Source organism: Parazoarcus sp. PS-13 R2A (assembly GCF_057621855.1).
Genome location: NZ_JBYEXN010000002.1, coordinates 14425 through 34807, shown reverse-complemented (window position 1 = coordinate 34807; position 20383 = coordinate 14425). Strand labels below are relative to the sequence as shown.

The window sequence follows — 20383 nt, the reverse complement described above, 5'->3', positions numbered from 1 at the left end:
GGCTGAGCTCAGTCCTGTTTTGGCCGGATTGCGTGCTTCGGCCGCCAGGCCTTGATCACGGTTTCATCAGTTTCGACATAGGGGCCGCCCATGAGGTCGATGCAATAGGGCGTGGCTGCAAAGATGCCGACATGCACCACGCTACCATCGGCCGCGCGCACACCTTCGAGGGTTTCCTTTATCGACTTCGGCTGCCCCGGCAGGTTGATGATCAGGGTCTTGCCGCGGATCACCGCGACCTGCCGCGACAGAATTGCCGTCGGCACGAAATTCAGACTGATGCGACGCATCTCTTCGCCATAGCCGGGCATCTCCTTGTCGCCCACGGCCAGTGTTGCCTCCGGGGTGACGTCGCGCGGCGAAGGTCCGGTGCCACCGGTGGTGAGAATCAACGAACACCCGGCCTCATCTGCGAGCTCGATCAGGGTTTGCTCGATGACCGGCCGCTCGTCCGGAATCAGCCGCGTCTCGGCCGACCACGGCGAAGTCAGCGCCTTGCCCAGCCAGTCCTTCAGTGCAGGAATGCCCTGATCTTCGTAACGGCCGTCCGAGGCCCGGTCACTGATCGAGACCAGGCCAATCTTGATGTGTTCGCTCATGCACGCTCCACGTCGTCGCTATCGTCGGGTTCATCCTCGTCGCCCGCTTCCTCTGCCGCACCGGCACGGTCGAGATCGCGCAAGACCTTGAAGATCTCGCGGAAGGCCTTGGGCGGCTTGTTCTGCTCACGCTCCTTGATCGCATTGCGGCGCAGGGTGCGCAGGTGCTGGATATCAACGTCCGGCCAGGTCTCGACCACGTACTCGATGACCCTCTCGTCCTCTACGAGGTCGCTGCGCAGCTTTTCCAGCCGGTGCTGACGCGCCACCTCCGCCGACGATGCGCCGCGGAAAAGCTCCAGCTGCGCCTGAATCGGTTCGGGATCAACGCTGCGCATCAACTTGCCGATGTACTGCATCTGCCGGCGCAGGGCTTCATCCCTGCGGGTCAGACGTTGCGCATCGCGGATCGCGATGAACAGGGATTCGGGCAGCGGCACCTTGCGCAGGCGCGTCGGCGGCAGGGCGACGAGCTCGGCGCCGAGGTCCTGCAGCGCCTGCATCGCGCGCTTGCGGCTGCTCTTGCTCGGCGGCTCGTACTCGGACTCGTCGTCGTGCGGGCCGTTGGAACGGGGTGAATCAGCGTGAGAAACCATCGTAAGGCAAGCATCGGGCGGGATCGGGTTAAGATTATAGCCTTTGCTTACCGGTCTTCAGTCCATGTCCGCTTCCGGCTTCTCTTTCTCCCAGCCTCATTTGCGTGAAATCGCCGCAGATATCCTCAAGTACGCGAAGAAACGCGGCGCCTCCGCCTGCGAAACCGACGTGTCCGAAGGCTTTGGTCAGTCGGTCGCCGTACGCAAGGGCGAAGTGGACACAATCGAGTACAACCGCGACAAGGGCATCGGCATCACGGTGTACCTCGGGCAGCAACGCGGACACGCGAGCACCTCGGACTTCTCCAAGGCCGCGCTGAAGGCCACGGTGGATGCAGCACTGTCCATCGCCCGCTTCACCGCGCCCGACCCTTGCGCTGGCCTCGCCGACAAGGCCCTGATGGCGAAGGACTGCCCCGACCTCGATCTTTTCCACCCGTGGGACATCACGGTGGACGGCGCGCTCGACCTTGCTCGCGAATGCGAGGCGGCCGCTTTCGGCGTGAGCCCGAAGATCAGCAACTCGGAGGGCGCGAACGTCTCCATCCAGCAGTCGCACTTCGTATCCGCCAACAGCCTCGGCTTCATGGGCGGTTACGCCAGCAGCCGTCAGGGCCTGTCGTGCTCGGTGATCGCGGGTGAAGGCGAGCACATGCAGCGCGAGTTCTGGTATGACTCGCGGCGCGACGCGGCAGACCTGATGAGCGCAGCCGACGTGGGCCGCATTGCCGGCGAACGCGCACTGGCACGACTCGGCGCCAAGAAGATCCGGACCTGCAAGGTGCCGGTCATCTTTGAAGCGCCGCTAGCCGTGGCACTGATCGGCAACTTCGTGCAGGCCGTCAGCGGCGGCTCGCTGTATCGCAAGTCAAGCTTCCTGCTCGACAGCCTCGGTCAGCAGGTGTTCTCGCCCATCGTCAGCATCGCCGAGCGCCCCCACCTCAAGAAAGCCTTCGGTTCGGGCTACTTCGACGGCGAAGGCGTGGCCACGCACGACCGCGATGTCGTCATCGACGGCGTGCTGCAAGGCTATTTCCTGTCCAGCTACTCCGCGCGCAAGCTCGGCATGCAGACCACCGGCAATGCGGGCGGCTCGCACAACCTCCGGGTCAGCGCCGGCGAAGACGGCCTCGAGGCCATGATCCGCAACATGGACAAAGGCCTGCTGGTGACCGAACTGCTGGGCCATGGCGTCAATTACGTCACCGGCGATTACTCGCGCGGCGCAGCCGGTTTCTGGGTGGAGAAAGGCAAGATCAAGCACGCGGTCGAGGAAGTCACGATTGCGGGCAACCTGCGCGACATGTTCCGCAACATCGTGGCGATCGGCAACGATGCGCTGCCGCGCGGCGCCAAGCATTGTGGCTCGATCCTGATCGAGCAGATGAAAATCGCCGGTCGCTGAACCACGGATTACAGGGGGTACGGTGCCATCACCGTCCCTGCCTGCGCCCACGTTCAGGGCACGCCCCGCCCGCCTCGCCTGCACCTCTCGCCACGATTGCGAGCGGCCGTACGCATAACCATGCACGAATGATGGCTTTTATACTGCTCCATGAACCTCGCCTATAGCATCCGGCTCCAGCGGCGAATCCGGATCTACGCCACCATCGGCATCCTGTTGACAGGCCTGCTGGTTGCCATTGCGACCGCCATTCCGCTTTACCACGATGCGCATGATCGTGCCGCGACCGCCTATGTCGAGGACGCCCGCGCCCGTGCCCGCTCTGCCGGACAGTTCATCGGCAAGGCCCACGACATCGCACGCCAGATCGCCAGTCGCAGCGGCATCCGCGATCAGCTCGAGGCCTATAACCGGTGGGAGATCGACAGGTCGGAATTGATCAAATACTCCGCCCCGCGCATTCGTGACGCGCTGAGTCAGGGCAGAAACATTGCGGGACTGGTGCGACTCGACCAGGGCAATGATCCGGTCATCGAGATCGGTCAGCAGATCCCCGCATCCCTCCTGCAGATCGCCTCGTCGAAGGAGCCCGTCGCGTGCGGACCGCTGCGCATCGACGACAAGATCATGTTGCTGGTGAGCGCCCCCGTCCTGTCGCGCGATGGTGTTCGTGCAGGCACGGACATCCTCTCCTTCGAGATGGCGGCTCTCGACGAACTGCTCAACAATGACCCCAAGGGCGAGCACAACATCCGCCAGCTCCTGTTCAACAGCACCGATCAGGCAGTGGTGGAGTTCAACCGTCTGACGCCCGGCGGTCGGCTGCTGGATGCGGGGCAGCCGGAACAGGCCTTCCTCGAACGTGCTGCGGGCGGCATGACCGGGCTGGACGAGTTTGAACGAAGCGACGGGTCGGTCAGCATGGTGGCCTATGCGCCCCTGCCCGAGATGCCGGGCTGGAGTCTTGCGCTGGTCACCCCTGCGCGCACCTTCGATACGCCGGTCCTGTTTCGTCTTGCCAGCCCGCTGCTGATGATCACCCTGCTGGTCCTTGGAGGCGCGTGGCTGACGGCGCGCGCCATTCGCCCGTTGGCCGACAAGGTCGTGCAGCAATCACGAAAACTCGGCGAAATGAGCGAGAGCATGGCACTGGCTGCATCCGTCTTCGAGGGCAGCCCGCAGGCCGTGCTCATTCTCGACGCGACGCACCACATTCTCGAGACCAACGAGGCCTGCCACACCATTACCGGCTTCGGCCTCGTGGAATTGCGCGGCAGAACGATGTGTCAGGCCCTGTGCATCAGTACCGACGAGGGCGGCATGTGCAGCGAACTCTGGCGTGGTGTTGATGAGGCCGGCGAGTGGCACGGTGAAGTCCGTCTGATGCGCCGCTACGGGGAAACCTTCCCTGCCTGGTGCAGCGTCAACGCGGTGCTCGACGGCAGCGGCAAGCCACGCCACTACATCGCCATGCTCTCGGACATCAGTGACAAGAAGCAGGCCGAGGACCGCATCCGTCACCTTGCCCAGCATGACCCGCTGACCGGCCTGCCCAACCGCAGCCTGCTTGCCGACCGCCTCGAACACGCCCTGGAACGGGGGCGCCGGAGCGAAAGCCGTGTGGCGCTGCTGTTCATCGACCTCGACCGCTTCAAGCACGTAAACGACAGCCTCGGCCACCCTGTGGGCGACCGCCTGCTGCAGGAGGTTGCCCACAGGCTTCATTCGACGGTGCGCCAGCAGGACACCCTTGCCCGTCAGGGCGGAGACGAGTTCGTCGTCATTCTCGAAGACATCGAAGGCCCGGACGATGCCGCACGGGTCGCCGTGAAGCTTCTGGCGACGCTCGAGTCGCCGGTGATCCTGGATGGGCACGAGATCTTCGTCGGCGGCAGCATCGGGATCAGCATCTTCCCGAGCGACGGAGACAGCAGCGAAGCCCTGCTGCGCTGCGCTGATTCGGCCATGTATGAAGCCAAGGAACAGGGGCGCAGCACCTATCGCTTCTACACGGCCGAACAGACCCGCATCAGCCGCGAACGCTTCGAGCTCGAGAGCGGACTGCGTCGTGCCATCGAGCGTGATGAACTGCGCCTGTTCTACCAGCCCCAGGCGGCGTGTGCGAACGGCCAGCTGGTGGGTGTAGAGGCGCTGGTGCGCTGGCAGCATCCGGAACGCGGGCTGGTGCCGCCCGACCGCTTCATCCCGCTCGCGGAAGAGATCGGCCTCATCGGCCAGATCGGCGAATGGGTGCTGAACACGGCCTGCGCCCAGGCCCGGCAGTGGGCGCAGGCCGGCCATCCTTTGCGGGTTGCGGTCAATCTGTCAAGCCATCAGGTGTCACAGGACAAGCTCTTCGACACCGTGAAAGGGGCACTCAATCGCAGCGGCCTCGCGCCCAGCCTGCTCGAGCTCGAGATTACCGAAGGGCATGTGCTCAAGCGCGTCGAGGAATGCATCGTCGAACTGCATCGGGTCAAGACGCTGGGCGTCAGCCTTGCGATCGACGATTTCGGCACCGGCTACTCCTCGTTGAGCTACCTGAAGCGCCTGCCGGTCGATCGGCTGAAGATCGACCGCAGCTTTGTCGAGGGCATTCCCGACGACCACGACGACATCTCGATCGTGGCCACCATCCTGTCGATGGCACGCAACCTGGGCATGGGCGTGATCGCGGAAGGCGTGGAAACACCCGCCCAGATCGAACATCTGGTTGCGGCCCGCTGCGGCGAATACCAGGGCTATCTGCTGGGCAAACCCATGCCGCCCGACGCGCTGCAGGACTGGATGGACCGCCACCGGGCCAGCCACCCGGACGCCTGACGCGGCTCAGCGCGGGCCGGATCCGGCCTTGCGCAACGCCCTCAGTGCGGCCTGACCTGCACGCCCGTCGCTCTTCAGCCCGAGCGCCTCCAGCTCGACCTTGAGCGCCTCGCGCGTGCGGGAGCCGATCATGCCATCGACCTCACCGATGTCGTGGCCACGATCCAGCAGCAGACGCTGCAGCTCACGGCGCTCGGCCCGCGACAGCCCGGCATCGTCCGTCGGCCAGGGAGCAGCGAATGCACTGCCGCCACGCAGGCGATCGGAGAGATGCGCAATCGCCAGCGCATAGCTTTCGGCCGCGTTATAGCCGTAGAGCGCGTCGAAGTTGCGTCCGACGAGGAAGGCCGGGCCTTCCTTGCCAGCAGGCAGCAACAGGCCACTGACCGGCGTATCTTCCGGCAGCGGGCTGCCATCGATCTGCGTCAGCCCATACTTGACCCAGTCTCGCGCCGGCCGCTTGCTGCGACGTCCGGCAAGACCGGCGTCAAAGCCGGCGGGCAAGGCCACCTCGAAGCCCCACCGTTCCTCGGTACGCCATCCTGCACGGCGCAGGAAGTTGGCGGTCGATGCCAGCGCGTCGGGCACGCTGTCGACCAGATCCCGGCGTCCGTCGCGATCGAAGTCGACAGCCAGTCGCATGAAGGTGGATGGCATGAACTGGGTGTGGCCAAAGGCGCCCGCCCAGGAACCGGTAAGGCGCTCGGGCGCAACATGGCCTTCCTGGATGATCTTCAGCGTGGTGAAGAACTCGCCCTTGAAGAATGACTGCCGACGCCCGAAACACGACAAGGTCGACAGCGATGTCAGCAAGGGCCGACTGCCAAAGTTGCGGCCAAAGTTGCTCTCGACGCCCCACACCGCGACCACCGTGGCGGGGTCGACGCCATAGACAGCCTCCACCCGCTGCAGCACTTCACCCCACTGCTCGAGCATCGCCCGCCCATCGGCAATGCGCTCATCGTCGACCAGTGCCGCGATGTAGTCCCAGATCGGCGTAACGAATTCCGGCTGCGCATCGAGGAAGCCGAGCACGGCCATGTCGGGCTCAAGTCCTGCGGCATGCGCGTCGAAGGTCGACCGCGTGACACCATGCTGAGCCGCCTCGGTACGCAGGCGATCGAGACAGTCTGTAAAAGCCTGGTCCGCAAGGGCGGGAAGGGGCAGCGCCAGCAGCGCGGACAGGGCCAGTGAGCGGGAAGTCAGGTGGGATGAGCGCGTTTTCATGCCGACATTCTACCCTCGGCAGCGGCTGCGGGCTCCACCCTTGCCCGCGGCAAGCGTCCCCGACACACCCGTTTCAGGCTACGATCGCCGCACTGCACAAACGATCCCTTGCCATGGACCTGCTCACCGACATCATCCTGCGCGCCGGCCGCTCGGCAGTCGAGCTCTCGCTCTTCGTGCTCCTTCCGATCATGGTGGTGATGCTCTCGCTGATGCGCCTGCTCGAAGCAAAGGGCCTGATCGACGTGGTCATTGCACGCATCACCCCTGTGCTGCGCCCACTCGGCCTCACAGGACTGGGCGTGTTTGCGGCGTTGCAGATCAGCTTCGTGAGCTTCGCGGCGCCGGTTGCCACGCTCACCATGATGGAGAGCCGGGGCTGCTCCGACCGCCATATTGCGGCCACCCTCGCCATGGTGCTGGCGATGGCTCAGGGCAACGTCACCTTCCCGATGGCAGCGATGGGCCTGGCCTTCGGCCCCACCCTGATGCTGTCCGCGATCGGCGGCCTGGTTGCGGCAGCGGTCACCTACCATCTGTTCGGCCGCGGCCTGTCGGCGGCTGAAGCGCCGCTGGACGAAACCCTCCACCACCGGGTGGCCGACGACGCCAAGGGGGTGCTCGACGTCATCAACCGTGCTGGGGCCGAGGCCTTCAAGATTGCCATCGGCGCGATTCCGATGCTGGTGCTGGCCCTGGTCGCGGTCATGGTGCTGCGCCTGACGGGCACCATCGACCTGCTGACCCAGCTGCTTGCCCCGGGCCTGACCATGATCGGTATCGACCCCGCGCTGATCCTGCCCACACTCACCAAGTTCATTGCCGGCGGCACCGCAATGATGGGGGTGATGGACGACATGCTGAAAGCCGGCTCCGCCACGGTGACCACACTCAACAGCAGCGCAGGCTTTCTCATCAGCCCGCTCGACGTCCCCGGCGTGGCAGTGCTGATTTCCGCCGGCCGGCGGGTGACCAAGGTATGGAAGCCAGCGGTCTTCGGCGCTGCCGTGGGTATCGTGATCCGCACCGCAGGGCACGCCCTGCTCTGAGCCTGGCACCCGCCCCACGGCGCACCGCCAGCCGCGGCGGGTTAAGCTTCCGCTTCCATCCGAATGGAGAACTGCCATGCTTCAGGCCCTCACCCTTCTGCTCGTATTTCAGCTCGTCGGCGAAGTGATCGTGCGCGCCTTCGCCCTGCCCGTGCCGGGCCCGGTGGTCGGCATGGCCCTGCTGTTTGCCGCCCTGATGCTGCGCGGCGGGCCGAGTGAATCCCTGCGCGACACTGCGGGGTCGCTGCTGCAGCATCTGTCGCTGCTGTTCGTGCCGGCAGGAACAGGGGTGATCCTGTACGGCAGCCGGCTCGCCGAAGAATGGCTGCCGCTGACCGCTGCGCTCCTGGGCAGCACCTTCCTGACCATCGCCCTGACCGCGCTGCTGTTGCGCGCGCTCGGCAAGCGCAGCCGCCAACCGGAGCGTCCGTCGTGAACGGCGACCTGAACGAGATCTGGGTCTATCTCTCGACCACCCCGCTGCTCGGCCTCACCCTGACCCTGATCGCCTACCAGGCCGCCTTCTGGATCTACAAGCGGCTCGGCTTTCACCCGCTGGCCAACCCGGTCCTGATCGCCGTGGCGATGCTTGCCAGCGTGCTGCTGCTGACCGGCACGCCCTACACGACCTACTTCGACGGTGCCCAGTTCGTGCACTTCCTGCTAGGCCCTGCCACGGTGGCGCTGGCCATTCCGCTGCATGCACAGTGGCCGCGCCTGAAGGCCATGGCCGGACCGCTCCTGATCAGCCTGCTGGCCGGGTCGCTCACCGCGGCGCTGTCGGCCTACGCCATCGGCGCAGCGCTTGGCGCCAGCCGCGAGTCGCTGATGTCGCTCGCGCCCAAGAGCGTCACCACGCCGATCGCCATGGCCGTCGCCGAGCGCCTGGGCGGCCTGCCTTCGCTGACCGCCGTGCTGGTGATCATGACCGGCATCCTCGGCGCCGTCGGCGCACGCTACATCTATCAGTGGCTGCGCATCGAGGACCACGCCGTCCGTGGCTTCGCCATCGGCATTGCCTCGCATGGCATCGGCACCGCACGCGCCTTCCAGGTCAGCGAGCAGGCCGGCGCCTTCGCGGCCCTCGCCATGGGGCTGAACGGATTGGTCACCGCCCTGTCTCTGCCATGGATCCTGCCCTGGATCGAAAGTCTGCTCAACCGCTGAACACACACTCCTGGAAGGTCTACTGAATGCTGAGTGCGGTATATCGCTGGATTGATCGCAACATCCTCGAACTCGGTCGCGAGATGCGACTTTCCTACCTCCCGCCGCTGATGGTCTATTGCGCCGCCGGCGTGTCCGGGCTCACCGGCATCGTCGGGACCTTCTTCATCAAGGACTATCTCGAGCTCTCGGCCGCCTTTCTCGCCGCACTCGGCTTCTGGGCCGGCATCCCGTGGGCGCTGAAGATGCCCATCGGCCACATGGTCGACCTGCTGTGGCGCTACAAGAGCGGGCTGGTGTATCTGGGCGCGAGCCTGATTGCCGCCAGCCTGCTGATCATGTGCGGCCTCATTGGACAACCTTCGGCCATGCGTACCGTCATGCCGGTCGAAGCCTGGTTCGTGCTCTCGGCCCTGCTCGCACCGGTGGGCTACGTCATGCAGGACGCAGTCGCCGACGCGATGACCGTCGAAGCCGTTCCCCGTATCGACGCCGCCGGCAAGCCGATCGCGGCCGACACCATCCGGCTGATGCACACTACGATGCAGATGCTCGGCCGGGTGGCGATCATCGGCGGCAGCGTGCTCGTCTCCATTGCCAACGTGGTGATGTTCCAGGGCGCGGAGAACCTGCCGGAGGTGGAAAAAGTCGCGATCTACCTGCAGATCTACGAGATGGCGCTCGTCATCCCGCTGCTGTCGATCAGCGGCGTGGTCCTCGCCGGCTTTCTCAAGCGCGCCGAAGCGCGCCGCCTCGCCGGCCTGGGTCACAGCCAGCGCGAGATCGACCGCCTGGTGCATGACCCGGAAGAGAAAACCCAGCCCAACTGGTGGATTCTGGGCGGCAGCGCCGCCTTCGTCGCGCTGACGCTCACGGTGGGTCTGTCTCGTATCGAATACGGCCAGGAGATCATCTTTGTCGGTTCCTTCGCCGTGATCGCAATGATGATGGGCCGGCTGCTGCGCGAGCTCCCGCCGGAGGCCGCCCGCACCCTGCTTGGCACGGCCATCGTCATCTTCGTGTTCCGCGCCATGCCGGGAACCGGGGCCGGCGCCGGCTGGTGGATGATCGACGAACTCGGTTTCGACCAGTCCTTCCTGTCCAAGCTGGATCTCATCACCAGCGCCCTGACCCTGACGGGACTGTTCCTGTTCCGCCGCTTCATGGCAGAGAAGCCGATTGCCTCCATCGTCATCTTCCTGACCCTTGCCGCCACCGTGCTGACCTTGCCCATAATCGGGATGTATCACGGCCTGCACGAATGGACCGCAAGCATGACCGGCGGCGTTGTCGATGCGCGCTTCATCGCCATTGCCAACACCGCGCTCGAATCACCGCTCGGTCAGGTGGCCATGGTGCCGATGCTGGCGTGGATCGCAAACTCGGCCCCGCCACACCTCAAGGCGACCTTCTTTGCCGTCATGGCCTCATTTACCAACCTCGCCCTATCCGCGTCACAACTGGGCACGAAATACCTGAACGAGATCTTCACCATCACGCGCGAGGTGAGGGATGTTGCAAGCAACGCCATCAAGCTGCCTGCCGACTACAGCGAACTTGGCATGCTGCTTGTAGCCGTCACCGCGCTCGGGCTGTGCCTGCCCTTGCTGGCCATCTGGATCACCCGAAGACTCGGCCTGCGCTGCGCCTGACCAGGCCGTCCTAGGCGCTCGCGCACTCGCGTGAGCGCCTGCCCCGGATACCAGGTGCATTTTCGCCACCGCGCAGGTTGATACACCCGGAAAACCCATCTGCATCTATCATGGCACTGCCGGCAAGACCGGGGGCAGCGCTGACGCACAGACTGTGCCGGTGCCATGAGCCGATGACTGGGGACACCACATGAAGGAACCGGACTATCCGCCCGATGAGGCCGAGCGCCTTGACGCGCTGCTCGCGCTCAAGCTGCTGGACACCCCGGGCGAGGACCGGTACGACCGCATCACGCGCCTTGCCCAACGCCTGTTCAAGGTGCCGATCGCGCTGATCAGCCTGATCGACGCGGAGCGCCAGTGGTTCAAGTCGCGGCAGGGCCTCAACGCCACCGAGACCCCGCGCAGGATTTCATTCTGTGGCCACGCCATCCTGCAGGAGGGCATCTTCATGGTGCCCGACACCCTCGACGACCCCCGATTTGCCGACAATCCGCTCGTCACCGACCCGCCCGGCATCCGCTTCTATGCCGGCGCGCCGCTCTCCACCCTGGAAGGCTTTCGCATCGGCACGCTGTGCCTCATCGATACCGCTCCGCGCGAGCTCTCGGCAGAGGATCAGCAGTCGCTCAGAGACCTGGCCGATCTGGTTCAGTCCGAACTGACGCAGATACGGGCGCAGCAGATGGTTGAAGCCCTGCACAACCAGGAGGCGCGCATGCGTGCCATCGTAAACACGGCGATCGACGGCATCGTGACCATCAACGACGCCGGTATCGTCGAATCCTTCAACCCCGCAGCGGAGCGCATTTTCGGGTACGCCGCAGACGAGGTGCTCGGCAACAACGTCAGGATGCTGATGCCCGAGCCGTATCATTCGGAGCATGACGGCTACCTCGAACGCTTCCTCCGCACCCGCGAGCCCCATGTAATCGGCATTGGTCGCGAAGTCATGGGCCGCTGCAAGGATGGCAGCACCTTCCCGATGGACCTCGCGGTCGGCGAAACGGAGCTCGGTTCCCGCCGCCTCTTTACCGGCATCATCCGCAATATCAGCGTACGCAAGAACGCGCAGCGCGATCTCGCTGCACGCGATGCGATGCAGAAAGCCATTCTCAAGGGCGTGAGCTACGCGATCGTCGCCACCGACGAGAGCGGCACCATCCGTGCGTTCAACCCGGCAGCCGAGCGCATGCTGGGCTTCGATGCCAGCGAAATGATCGGCCTCAGCAGCCCGCTCGTCTTTCACGACCCGCTTGAGCTCCGTGCCAGAGCCGCCGAGCTTTCAACCGAATTCGGCTGCACCATCGCGCCGGATTTCCACGCAGTCGTCGCCCGCACGGCTCGCCTCGGCGAGGCAGACGAGCGCGAATGGACGCTCATCCGCAAGAACGGCTCGCGCCTGTCCGCCATGCTGTCGGTCACCGCGCTGCAGGACAGCGAGGGGCGCATCAGCGGCTTTGTCGGCATTGCCTACGATCTGACCGAGCAGAAGGAGAGCGAGCGCCTGAAGAAGGAGTTCATCTCTACCGTCAGCCATGAATTGCGCACACCGCTGACATCGATCCGGGGATCACTCGGCCTGATCATGGGTGGCGTTGCCGGCAGCCTGCCGTCACAGGCGGCAAAACTGGTCGAGGTCGCCCATCGCAACAGCGAGCGCCTGGTCCGGCTGATCAATGACATGCTCGACATCGAGAAGATCGCATCGGGAAAGATGGCGTTCAACCTCAGTGCCCAGGCACTTCTTCCGGTCATCACTCAAGCCATCGATGCAAGTCGCGGGTATGCACGCGAACTCGGCGTGGCCTTCGAGCTCCACGACGACACCGAGGACGTTCATGTCCGCATCGACAGCGACCGCCTGGTGCAGGTGCTGACCAATCTGCTGGCCAACGCGGCAAAGTTCTCTCCGCGCGGCGCGTCCGTCCGGATATCGGTACAGGTCAGCAACGGACGGGTGCGCATCGCGGTGACCGACAGCGGGCCGGGCATTCCTGCGGCGTTCCAGCACCGGATATTCCAGAAATTCTCCCAGGCCGACGCATCCGACGCCCGCCAGAAAGGTGGCACCGGACTCGGGCTGGCGATTTCGCGCGCGCTGGTCGAGGCAATGTCGGGCACCATCGGCTTCGACAGTTCGACATCCGGAACCTGCTTTTGGGTCGAGCTGCCCTGTACCGGCCCCGCCATGCCCCTCCTCCCCTCGCCAGCGCCAGAGCAGGCCCACGGCGCCCGCATCCTGGTGTGCGAGGACGACCCGGATTTCGCCGAGCTGATCCGTTTCGTCCTCGAAGATGCGGGCTACCGTCCAGACATCGCGTCCAGCGCCGCAGCGGCAAAATCCATGCTAAGGCAGCACGCCTACGACGCCATGACGCTCGATATCGCGCTCGCGGACCAGGACGGCGCCTCCCTGATTCGCGAACTGCGCGGGGAAGCCTATGCGCGCAATCTACCTGTCGTCGTCGTGACCGCAACGAGAGTCGCCGGCAAGGCCAGACTGGGCGGAGAACTCGCCATTGCCGACTGGCTGGATAAGCCGGTTGATCATAAACGCCTGCTTGCAGCGCTCGACAGCTCCCGCAATGATGCCGAGGGCAGCGCCGACAGTCCGCGCATTCTCCATGTAGAGGATGACCACGACGTCCATCGCTTCGTCGAAGCACTGATCACGAACATGGCCACGATCGACCACGCCTACGACCTGCAGGCAGCGCGCGCGCTGCTGTCGGAAAACGCCTACGATCTGGTGATCCTCGATCTGGGCCTGCCCGACGGTTCGGGGTGGACACTCGTACCCGTGATCGCGAGCAAACAGCCCGAACCGCGGGTGGTGGTATTCTCGGCGAGCGAACTGTCCGAGCACGATTCGCAGCAATTTGCAGCCTGTCTGCTCAAGTCGAGCACCGATAACGATCGGCTGCTGTCTACGCTTCGGACACAGATTCAACGCAACCTGCCGAGGGGCCAATGAACCCTGATCTGCTCAAGAAAATTCTCTACGTCGAGGACGAGCCCGACATCCAGACCGTGGCTACCATGGCCCTGCAGGCGCTCGGCGGCTTCGAACTCGAGTGTTGCAGCTCCGGTGCCGAGGCGGTAGCCAAGGCGCCCGCCTTCGAGCCCGACGTGATTCTGCTTGACGTCATGATGCCGGACATGGACGGCCCCTCGACATTGCGAGCCCTGCGCCAGCTCCCGGGCCTTGCCCTTACGCCGGTCATTTTCATGACCGCAAAGGTGCAACCGCAGGAGGTGGAGCATTACCGGGCACTCGGTGCGCTGGATGTCATCCACAAGCCCTTCGATCCCATGAGCCTTGCAGAACAGGTGCGCCAGATCTGGCTCCATGCGGAGGCGCTCGACCTTGAGTAAGGAAGCCCTCGCAAGCCGGCTCGCGGCGCTGCAGCGCCGCTTTATCGACCAGTTGCCAGAACGGATGCAGCGGCTGCGGGAGGCCTTGTGTCCGCCCGCCGGACAGGAAGCGTGCCTGAGCACGGCCCGCGCGCTGACGCATGGCCTCTCCGGCTCGGGCGGCACCTTCGGCTTCCCGGAAATCAGTGATGCTGCGCGGGCACTGAGCAACGCCCTTCAGCCTCATGACGAGCACCACCCACCGGAGGCCGTTCAGCCGCTGCTTGATGCGCTTCAGGCTGCAGTCAGCAAGGCCCTCCGGCAAGGTGACACGACGCCACAGCCGCTTATCGAGCGAAAGGCATCCGCCCCTGCAGACGCTGCGCTGCCAGTGTTACTGATCTCGGCCGATGAGGCGCTGATGGGCGAGCTTCGTCTCAAACTCGGCCACTTTGGCTATGCGGTTCGCGCCTTCGATACGGTGGCGGCTGCGCTTGGGCACGCGGGTGCGGACAGCCCGCTCGCCCTGATCGTCGACAGCGACTTCAGCGATGACGAGAAGGCCGGCGTTCAGCCGCTGACCGAGCATCTGTTCCCTGCGCCACCCATTCCGCCGCTGGTCTTCATCTCGGCGCGCGACGATTTCGAAGCCCGCCTGGCAGGCGTGCGAAATGGCGGGCAGGCCTATTTCACCAGACCGGTGGACATTCCTGCGCTCGCCGCCACGCTCGATACCCTGACCGAGCGTATTCCGCCGATGCCGCCAAGAGTCCTCATCATCGAGGACGACGAGAACGTTTCGCGCTTCTACGCCGAAACCCTCGATGCGTCGGGAATCGTGCCAACCTGCCTCACCGATCCGACCCGTCTCGCCCAGGCACTCTCGGAATCCCGCCCCGATCTGATCCTGATGGATCTCTACCTTCCCGGGTGCGACGGCATCGAACTGGCCTCGCTGATCCGGCAGCAGGACGCCTATGTCAGCGTTCCGATCGTGTTCCTGTCCAGCGAAACAGCCGAGGAGCAGCAACTGCTCGCGCTCAAGAGTGGCGCTGACGACTATCTCACCAAGCCGGTCGATCCGACACGGCTGGTATCCGTCATCTGCAGCCGCGCACGGCGGGCAGGTGTGCTGCGCGAGCATATCGACCACGACAGCCTTACCGGCCTGCTCAATCACGGCAGGCTCGAAGAGCGATTGGAGCTCGAGCTGCTGCGCTCCAAACGGCTCGGACATCCACTGGCGTTCGCAATGATCGACCTCGATCATTTCAAGTCGGTCAACGACAACCATGGTCATGCCGCGGGCGACCAGGTGTTGCGCGCCCTCGCACGGCTGCTGCAGAGCCGGCTGCGCCGCACCGATGTTGCAGGCCGCTACGGTGGCGAGGAATTCGCCCTCATCCTGACCGACACCGACGGGGCGTCGGCGCAGCGAATCCTCGAGATGCTGCGCAAGGAGTTCGCCGCCTTGAGCCACCTTGCGGACGGCGCGAGCTTTCACGTCAGCTTCAGTTGCGGTATCGCCGACTTTCCCACCCATCCGGATGCACCGTCCCTCACGACAGCCGCCGACGATGCGCTTTACGACGCCAAGGAGCGCGGTCGCAACCGCATCGAACTCGCCCCCTCCCCCCATGCCCGCCCGGCCGCCTAGCACGGAGCACATCCATGGAAGCATTGCCCTCACTCAAGGTTCTGGTCGTCGAAGACGATCCCTTGCAGCGCGAAGCCTGCGAAGCCTTTCTCGGGGCGCTGGGCCAGCGCGTCGTCACGACAGCCACTGGCGATGACGCCATTGCCCTTTTCGAGCGAGAGGAACCCGACCTTGTCCTGATGGATGTGTTGCTGCCGACGATCGACGGCTTCGAGACCACGCGCCGCCTCCGGGCGCAGTGTGGCGAACGCTGGGTGCCAATCATCTACCTCACCGTCCTCGACAGCTCCGCACGGCTGATCGAGGGACTGGAAGCAGGAGGCGACGACTATCTGGTGAAGCCGGTGAGCGTGGATATTCTGGAGGCCAAGCTTCGCTCCGTGATTCGCACGCTCTCGCTGTACCGGCAGATCGAAGAGTCGCGTGACGACCTGAAGCGCGCAAACATCACGCTCACCCGCGCCAACCGGGAGCTCGACACCTTCGCCTATTCGGTCGCACATGATCTGAAGGCACCGCTGCGCGCAATCGACGGCTACCGCGGGCTACTGATGGAAGACTACGCCGAACGCCTGGCGCCCGAGGCGAAGGGCTACCTCGAGCGAATCGGCCTCAGTGTCGCCCACATGAACACCCTGATCGACGACATGCTCGTCTATTCGCGCATCGAACGCAGCACACAGAAAACCACTACACTGGAACTGAAGCCGCTCATTGAGAGCGCCTTGCAGTTCTATCAGCGCGAACTCGACGCGAGCAAGGCGCAGGTCACTGTCACCGCCACAGGCAGCCTGAGTGCAGATCGCAGGGGGATCGAACTTGCGCTCAGAAACCTCATCGGCAATGCCGTGAAGTTCGTGGCATCGGAGCCTTCCCCAAGCATTGAAATCGGCTTTGAGCAAAACGCCGATCGCCAGCACCTGTGGGTCAGTGATAACGGAATCGGCTTTGACATGCGGCACAGCAACCGCATATTCGACATCTTTCAGCGCCTGCACCCGTCGGACCGATACCCTGGCACCGGCATCGGACTCGCAATCGTGAGAAAGGCCATCGAGCGCATGGGCGGGCGCACATGGGCTGAAAGCAGCCCGGGCAAGGGCGCCTGCTTCCACCTGGAATGGCCCGCCTGAAAGGTATTGTGAGGTGAAGACCTGCCCGGCCCGGGCAAGATCACTGCCTCGCCGGCGACAGACCGGCGCTCAGCGGATCATGCGCCACGCACAGCACTGACCACCACCCATGCCGGCGGAACAGATCAGGCCGAAACGCGAACCGTGGAGGGTGCGGCCTGGCTGCTCGGACGCGACGAATTGTCCAGATAGAGCTGAACCGCTGGCTGGTTTGCGGCCGAAGCGGCGTCGGGTTCGTTTTCTGCCTGAGCAGTCGCGGTCGACACACCACGCGCGCCCGCCGAAGCTTCCGGCGTCTGCCGGACACTCGCAGGATCGCTGGCCGGCCCCGGTGTCGCCACTGCTGATTCAGTCTCACGGCTTGCCGCTGCCTCTGCCGGCCGGGTCACGACTTCGACCCCGCTTTCGTTTGCCGGAGCAGCCTGCGCGCTCAGGACTGCGGCCTGCTCCGCAGCCCGGCCCTCTTCGCTGATGCTGACCTGCGCCGAGGACTCGGTGTCTTCGGCACCCGAATCGCGGACGACCGCCTGCTCGGCCTGTCGTGACGACTGGCGGGCTGATTGCAAAGCTGCAGTATCCGCGGCGGGAAGCCGCATTGTGGTATCCATGATGCCCTCCGGTATCAGGCGTCCTCCGACGCCAGACGGCCCGGGCGTTCAGCCGCCAGATCAGGCTGACGCTCGCGGCGTGCGACTAAAGTATAGACCGTCGGTACGACAAAGAGTGTGAAGAAAGTGCCCAGCAGCAGACCGCCGACAATCACCCAGCCGATCTGTTGCCGGCTCTCCGCCCCGGCGCCCGTGGCCAGTGCGAGCGGAATCGCGCCCAGCACCATGGCGCCGGTGGTCATGAGAATGGGGCGCAAACGCGTGACCGATGCCTCGATGACCGCGGTACGCAGCGACTCGCCCCCTTCGCGCAACTGGTTGGCGAACTCGACGATCAGGATGCCGTGCTTGGTGATCAGGCCCACCAGCGTGACCAGCCCGATCTGGCTATACACATTGAGCGTACCGCCGGTCAGCCACAGCGCAGCAAGCGCCCCAGCCATCGACAGCGGGACGGTGAGCATGATGATCAAGGGATCGCGGAAACTTTCGAACTGGGCAGCCAGCACCAGATAGATGAAGGCCAGTGCGAGCAGAAAGGTCAGCGCGAGACTTGCGGAACTGCTCTTGAACTCGCGCGACTGTCCATCGTAGTCGATGGTGTAGCCAGCCGGCAGCACGCGGCGGCTGACCTCTTCCACGAAGGCGAGGGCCTCACCCATTGAGTAGTCGGGTGCCAGATTGGCCGTGATTGCCACCGCACGACGCTGGCCAAAGTGATTGAGCTCGCGCGGGCTCAGACTCTCATCCACGGTGAGCAGATTGGACAGCGGCACCATGCCGCCATCCTTGCCGCGCACGAAGATGTCGCGGATGTCGCGTGGGTCGGTCCGGCTGCCGGCATCCATCTGCACCACCACGTCGTACTGCTCCGCATCGCGCTTGTAGCGCGTGACCTGGCGGCCGCCGAGCATGGTTTCAAGCGTGCGTCCGATGACATCGATCGAAACCCCGAGGTCTGCGGCCTTCTCCCGGTCGACAAGCACCCCGAGTTCGGGCTTGGTGAGCTTCAGATCGGTGTCGGGCGAGATGAAGCCGGGGTTGGCCTGCAACTCGTCGACAATCCTGTCGGTGTACTCGCCCAGCTCCTCGTACGACGCCGAACTGAGCACCACGACGTTGATCGGACGCGACCGCGAACTCTGCCCGAAGGCTGCCGGCAAGACCGGGAAGGCATTGATGCCGGGAATCGCCCTCAGCTTTGGCCCCAGTTCGCTCGCGATCGCGGACGCATTGCGCTCGCGTTCCGACCAGTCGGTAAAGCCGGCAAAGGAGATGCCCTGGGATACCGTCGGATTCCCGGTGATGACCAGATAGCGATCAATGTCGGCCGTGCGGCTGAAGATGTCCTCGACCTGTGCCGCGTAGCGCGCCATGTAATCGATCGTCGCCCCTTCCGGGCCGCTGAAGATGCTGACCACCCGGCCGCGATCCTCGACCGGCGCCAGTTCGGATTTGAGCGCCCCGAGCAGCACTACCGCGGAGGCCGCGACCAGGCCGAAGGCGAGCATCACCAGCCAGCGCAGTTCCAGCATGCGCGTGAGCATACGCCGGTAGGTGGAACCAAGGCCGACGAGAAAGCGTTCGATCAGGAGGTACAGCCATCCATGACTGCGTTCATGGCGCAGCAGCTTTGAGCACATCATCGGCGACAGCGTGAGCGCCACGAAACCCGACACGATCACCGCCCCCGCCAGGGTCAGCGCAAACTCGGCGAAGAGCTTGCCCGTCCGGCCGGTCATGAAGGCAACCGGTGCATACACTGCGGCCAGCGTGACGGTCATCGCCACGACCGCGAAGCCAATCTCCTTTGCGCCACGGAAGGCCGCCGCCATCGGCGCCATGCCCTCCTCGATATGGCGGTAGATGTTCTCCAGCACCACGATGGCATCGTCGACCACCAGCCCGATGGCGAGCACCAGCGCCAGCAGCGTCAGCGTATTGACCGAAAACCCCATCACATACATCAGCGCGAAAGCCCCGACCAGCGACACCGGGATGGTGACCAGGGGCACCAGCATCGCGCGCCAGTTGCGCAGGAAGAACAGGCAAACGATCGCCACCAGCAGCACCGCTTCCCAGATGGTGGAGAACACGGACGCGATGGAGCGCTCGATGAACACGGTCGTGTCATTGGCGATCGTCATCGACATGCCCTCGGGCAGCTCGGCCTCGAGCCTGGGCAACATCTCCAGCAAGCCCTTCTTGAGCTCCAGTGGATTGGCTGTGGACTGCTTGATCAGACCCAGCGAAATGGCGGGCTTGCCCATGAAGCGCACCGACGTGCGCTCATTGGCGGGCGCCACCTCGACACGGCCGATGTCGCGAATCCGCACCGGGTAGCCATCAGGCGTGCTGGCCTGACGCACCACCACCGCACCGAACTGCTGCGGATCGACCAGGTCGGTGCGCGCCACCACCGCGAACTCGCGCTCGCGCCCCTCGATGCGCCCAGCAGGAAGTTCGACGTTCTGACGCCGGATGGCATCCTCGACATCCTGCGCGACGAGACCGAAGGCGGCCAGGCGATCGCGATCGATCCACACCCGCATCGAGTAGCGGCGCTCGCCATACACGCGCGCATCGGCCGCCCCCGGCAAGGTCTGCAGCCTGGGCTTGACGATGCGGCTGGCAAAGTCGCTCATCTCCAGCGGCGAATGGCGGTCGGACGAGAACGCGACCCAGATGATCGGACTGGCATCGGCCTCCACCTTGGCGATCACCGGTTCGTCCACATCATCGGGCAGCATTCGGCGCGCCCGCGACACCCGGTCGCGCACGTCGGCCGCCGCACTGTCGGCACTGCGCTCGATGCGGAAGCGCACCGTAATCTGGCTGCGCTCCTGGCGGCTGATCGACGACAGCACATCGACGCCTTCGATTCCGGCCAGCGAGTCTTCCAGTGGCTTGGTGACCTGGGATTCGACGATCTCGGCACTGGCGCCGCGATACGTGGTGTCGACCGTGACCACCGGTTCGTCGATATTCGGATACTCGCGAATGGTCAGGCGCGACAGCGACATCAGGCCGACGAGCAGCACCATCAGCGACAGCACGGTCGCAAAGACCGGGCGCTTGATGCAGATTTCGGAAAGAACCACGGCGCCCTC

General features: G+C 64.7%; 15 protein-coding genes. 10 read left to right on the top strand and 5 right to left on the bottom strand.

What is annotated here, in order from left to right:
* Positions 1-8: 8 nt before the first annotated feature.
* Both mog and yjgA read right to left on the bottom strand, forming a co-directional pair.
* Positions 9-599, bottom strand: coding sequence for a molybdopterin adenylyltransferase (gene mog / locus AC22G6_RS02095; protein ID WP_487365419.1), 591 nt, complete (start codon positions 597-599; stop codon positions 9-11).
* Complete coding sequence (gene yjgA / locus AC22G6_RS02090) at positions 596-1195, bottom strand: ribosome biogenesis factor YjgA (protein ID WP_487365418.1); 600 nt, start codon at positions 1193-1195, stop codon at positions 596-598. Before yjgA ends, mog begins: the two co-directional genes overlap by 4 nt.
* Before the next feature lie 64 nt (positions 1196-1259).
* Here yjgA and pmbA point away from each other — a divergent pair, with 64 nt between their 5' ends.
* Together pmbA and AC22G6_RS02080 are read left to right on the top strand one after the other, a co-directional pair.
* Positions 1260-2600 carry a metalloprotease PmbA gene (pmbA, locus tag AC22G6_RS02085; protein WP_487365417.1) on the top strand — a complete coding sequence of 447 codons (1341 nt, stop codon included), beginning with the start codon at positions 1260-1262 and terminating at the stop codon, positions 2598-2600.
* Between the two features lie 150 nt (positions 2601-2750).
* Positions 2751-5423, top strand: coding sequence for a bifunctional diguanylate cyclase/phosphodiesterase (locus AC22G6_RS02080; RefSeq protein ID WP_487365416.1), 2673 nt, complete (start codon positions 2751-2753; stop codon positions 5421-5423).
* Positions 5424-5429: 6 nt separating this feature from the next.
* Here the strand turns inward: AC22G6_RS02080 and AC22G6_RS02075 are convergent, their stop codons facing one another.
* Positions 5430-6650, bottom strand: coding sequence for a lytic murein transglycosylase (locus AC22G6_RS02075; RefSeq protein WP_487365415.1), 1221 nt, complete (start codon positions 6648-6650; stop codon positions 5430-5432).
* A 113-nt stretch (positions 6651-6763) separates the two neighbouring features.
* Here AC22G6_RS02075 and AC22G6_RS02070 point away from each other — a divergent pair, with 113 nt between their 5' ends.
* The 8 genes from AC22G6_RS02070 to AC22G6_RS02035 all read left to right on the top strand — a co-directional run bounded on the left by AC22G6_RS02070 (position 6764) and on the right by AC22G6_RS02035 (position 16665).
* Positions 6764-7699: a nucleoside recognition family protein gene (locus AC22G6_RS02070; protein ID WP_487365414.1), complete on the top strand. Its 936-nt coding sequence runs from the start codon at positions 6764-6766 to the stop codon at positions 7697-7699.
* 76 nt (positions 7700-7775) lie between these two features.
* On the top strand, positions 7776-8135 hold the full coding sequence (locus AC22G6_RS02065; protein WP_487365413.1) for a CidA/LrgA family protein: 360 nt from the start codon (positions 7776-7778) through the stop codon (positions 8133-8135).
* Positions 8132-8866 carry an LrgB family protein gene (locus AC22G6_RS02060; protein WP_108949237.1) on the top strand — a complete coding sequence of 245 codons (735 nt, stop codon included), beginning with the start codon at positions 8132-8134 and terminating at the stop codon, positions 8864-8866. Before AC22G6_RS02065 ends, AC22G6_RS02060 begins: the two co-directional genes overlap by 4 nt.
* Before the next feature lie 26 nt (positions 8867-8892).
* Complete coding sequence (locus AC22G6_RS02055) at positions 8893-10518, top strand: MFS transporter (RefSeq protein WP_487365412.1); 1626 nt, start codon at positions 8893-8895, stop codon at positions 10516-10518.
* Positions 10519-10708: 190 nt separating this feature from the next.
* A complete protein-coding gene (locus AC22G6_RS02050) occupies positions 10709-13495 on the top strand; it encodes a PAS domain S-box protein (protein ID WP_487365411.1) in 2787 nt (928 codons plus the stop codon).
* Positions 13492-13896: a response regulator gene (locus tag AC22G6_RS02045; RefSeq protein ID WP_487365410.1), complete on the top strand. Its 405-nt coding sequence runs from the start codon at positions 13492-13494 to the stop codon at positions 13894-13896. Before AC22G6_RS02050 ends, AC22G6_RS02045 begins: the two co-directional genes overlap by 4 nt.
* The gene (locus AC22G6_RS02040) at positions 13889-15532 is read left to right on the top strand and encodes a diguanylate cyclase domain-containing protein (protein WP_487365409.1); all 1644 of its coding nucleotides are present in this window, start codon (positions 13889-13891) and stop codon (positions 15530-15532) included. The genes AC22G6_RS02045 and AC22G6_RS02040 overlap by 8 nt, the downstream gene beginning before the upstream one ends.
* A 14-nt stretch (positions 15533-15546) precedes the next feature.
* Positions 15547-16665, top strand: a complete 1119-nt coding sequence (locus tag AC22G6_RS02035) for a sensor histidine kinase (protein WP_487365408.1) — start codon at positions 15547-15549, stop codon at positions 16663-16665.
* Between the two features lie 125 nt (positions 16666-16790).
* Here the strand turns inward: AC22G6_RS02035 and AC22G6_RS02030 are convergent, their stop codons facing one another.
* Positions 16791-17273, bottom strand: a complete 483-nt coding sequence (locus AC22G6_RS02030; protein ID WP_487365407.1) for a hypothetical protein — start codon at positions 17271-17273, stop codon at positions 16791-16793.
* A gap of 14 nt (positions 17274-17287) precedes the next feature.
* Positions 17288-20374 carry an efflux RND transporter permease subunit gene (locus AC22G6_RS02025; RefSeq protein WP_487365406.1) on the bottom strand — a complete coding sequence of 1029 codons (3087 nt, stop codon included), beginning with the start codon at positions 20372-20374 and terminating at the stop codon, positions 17288-17290.
* Between the last annotated feature and the right edge of the window lie 9 nt (positions 20375-20383).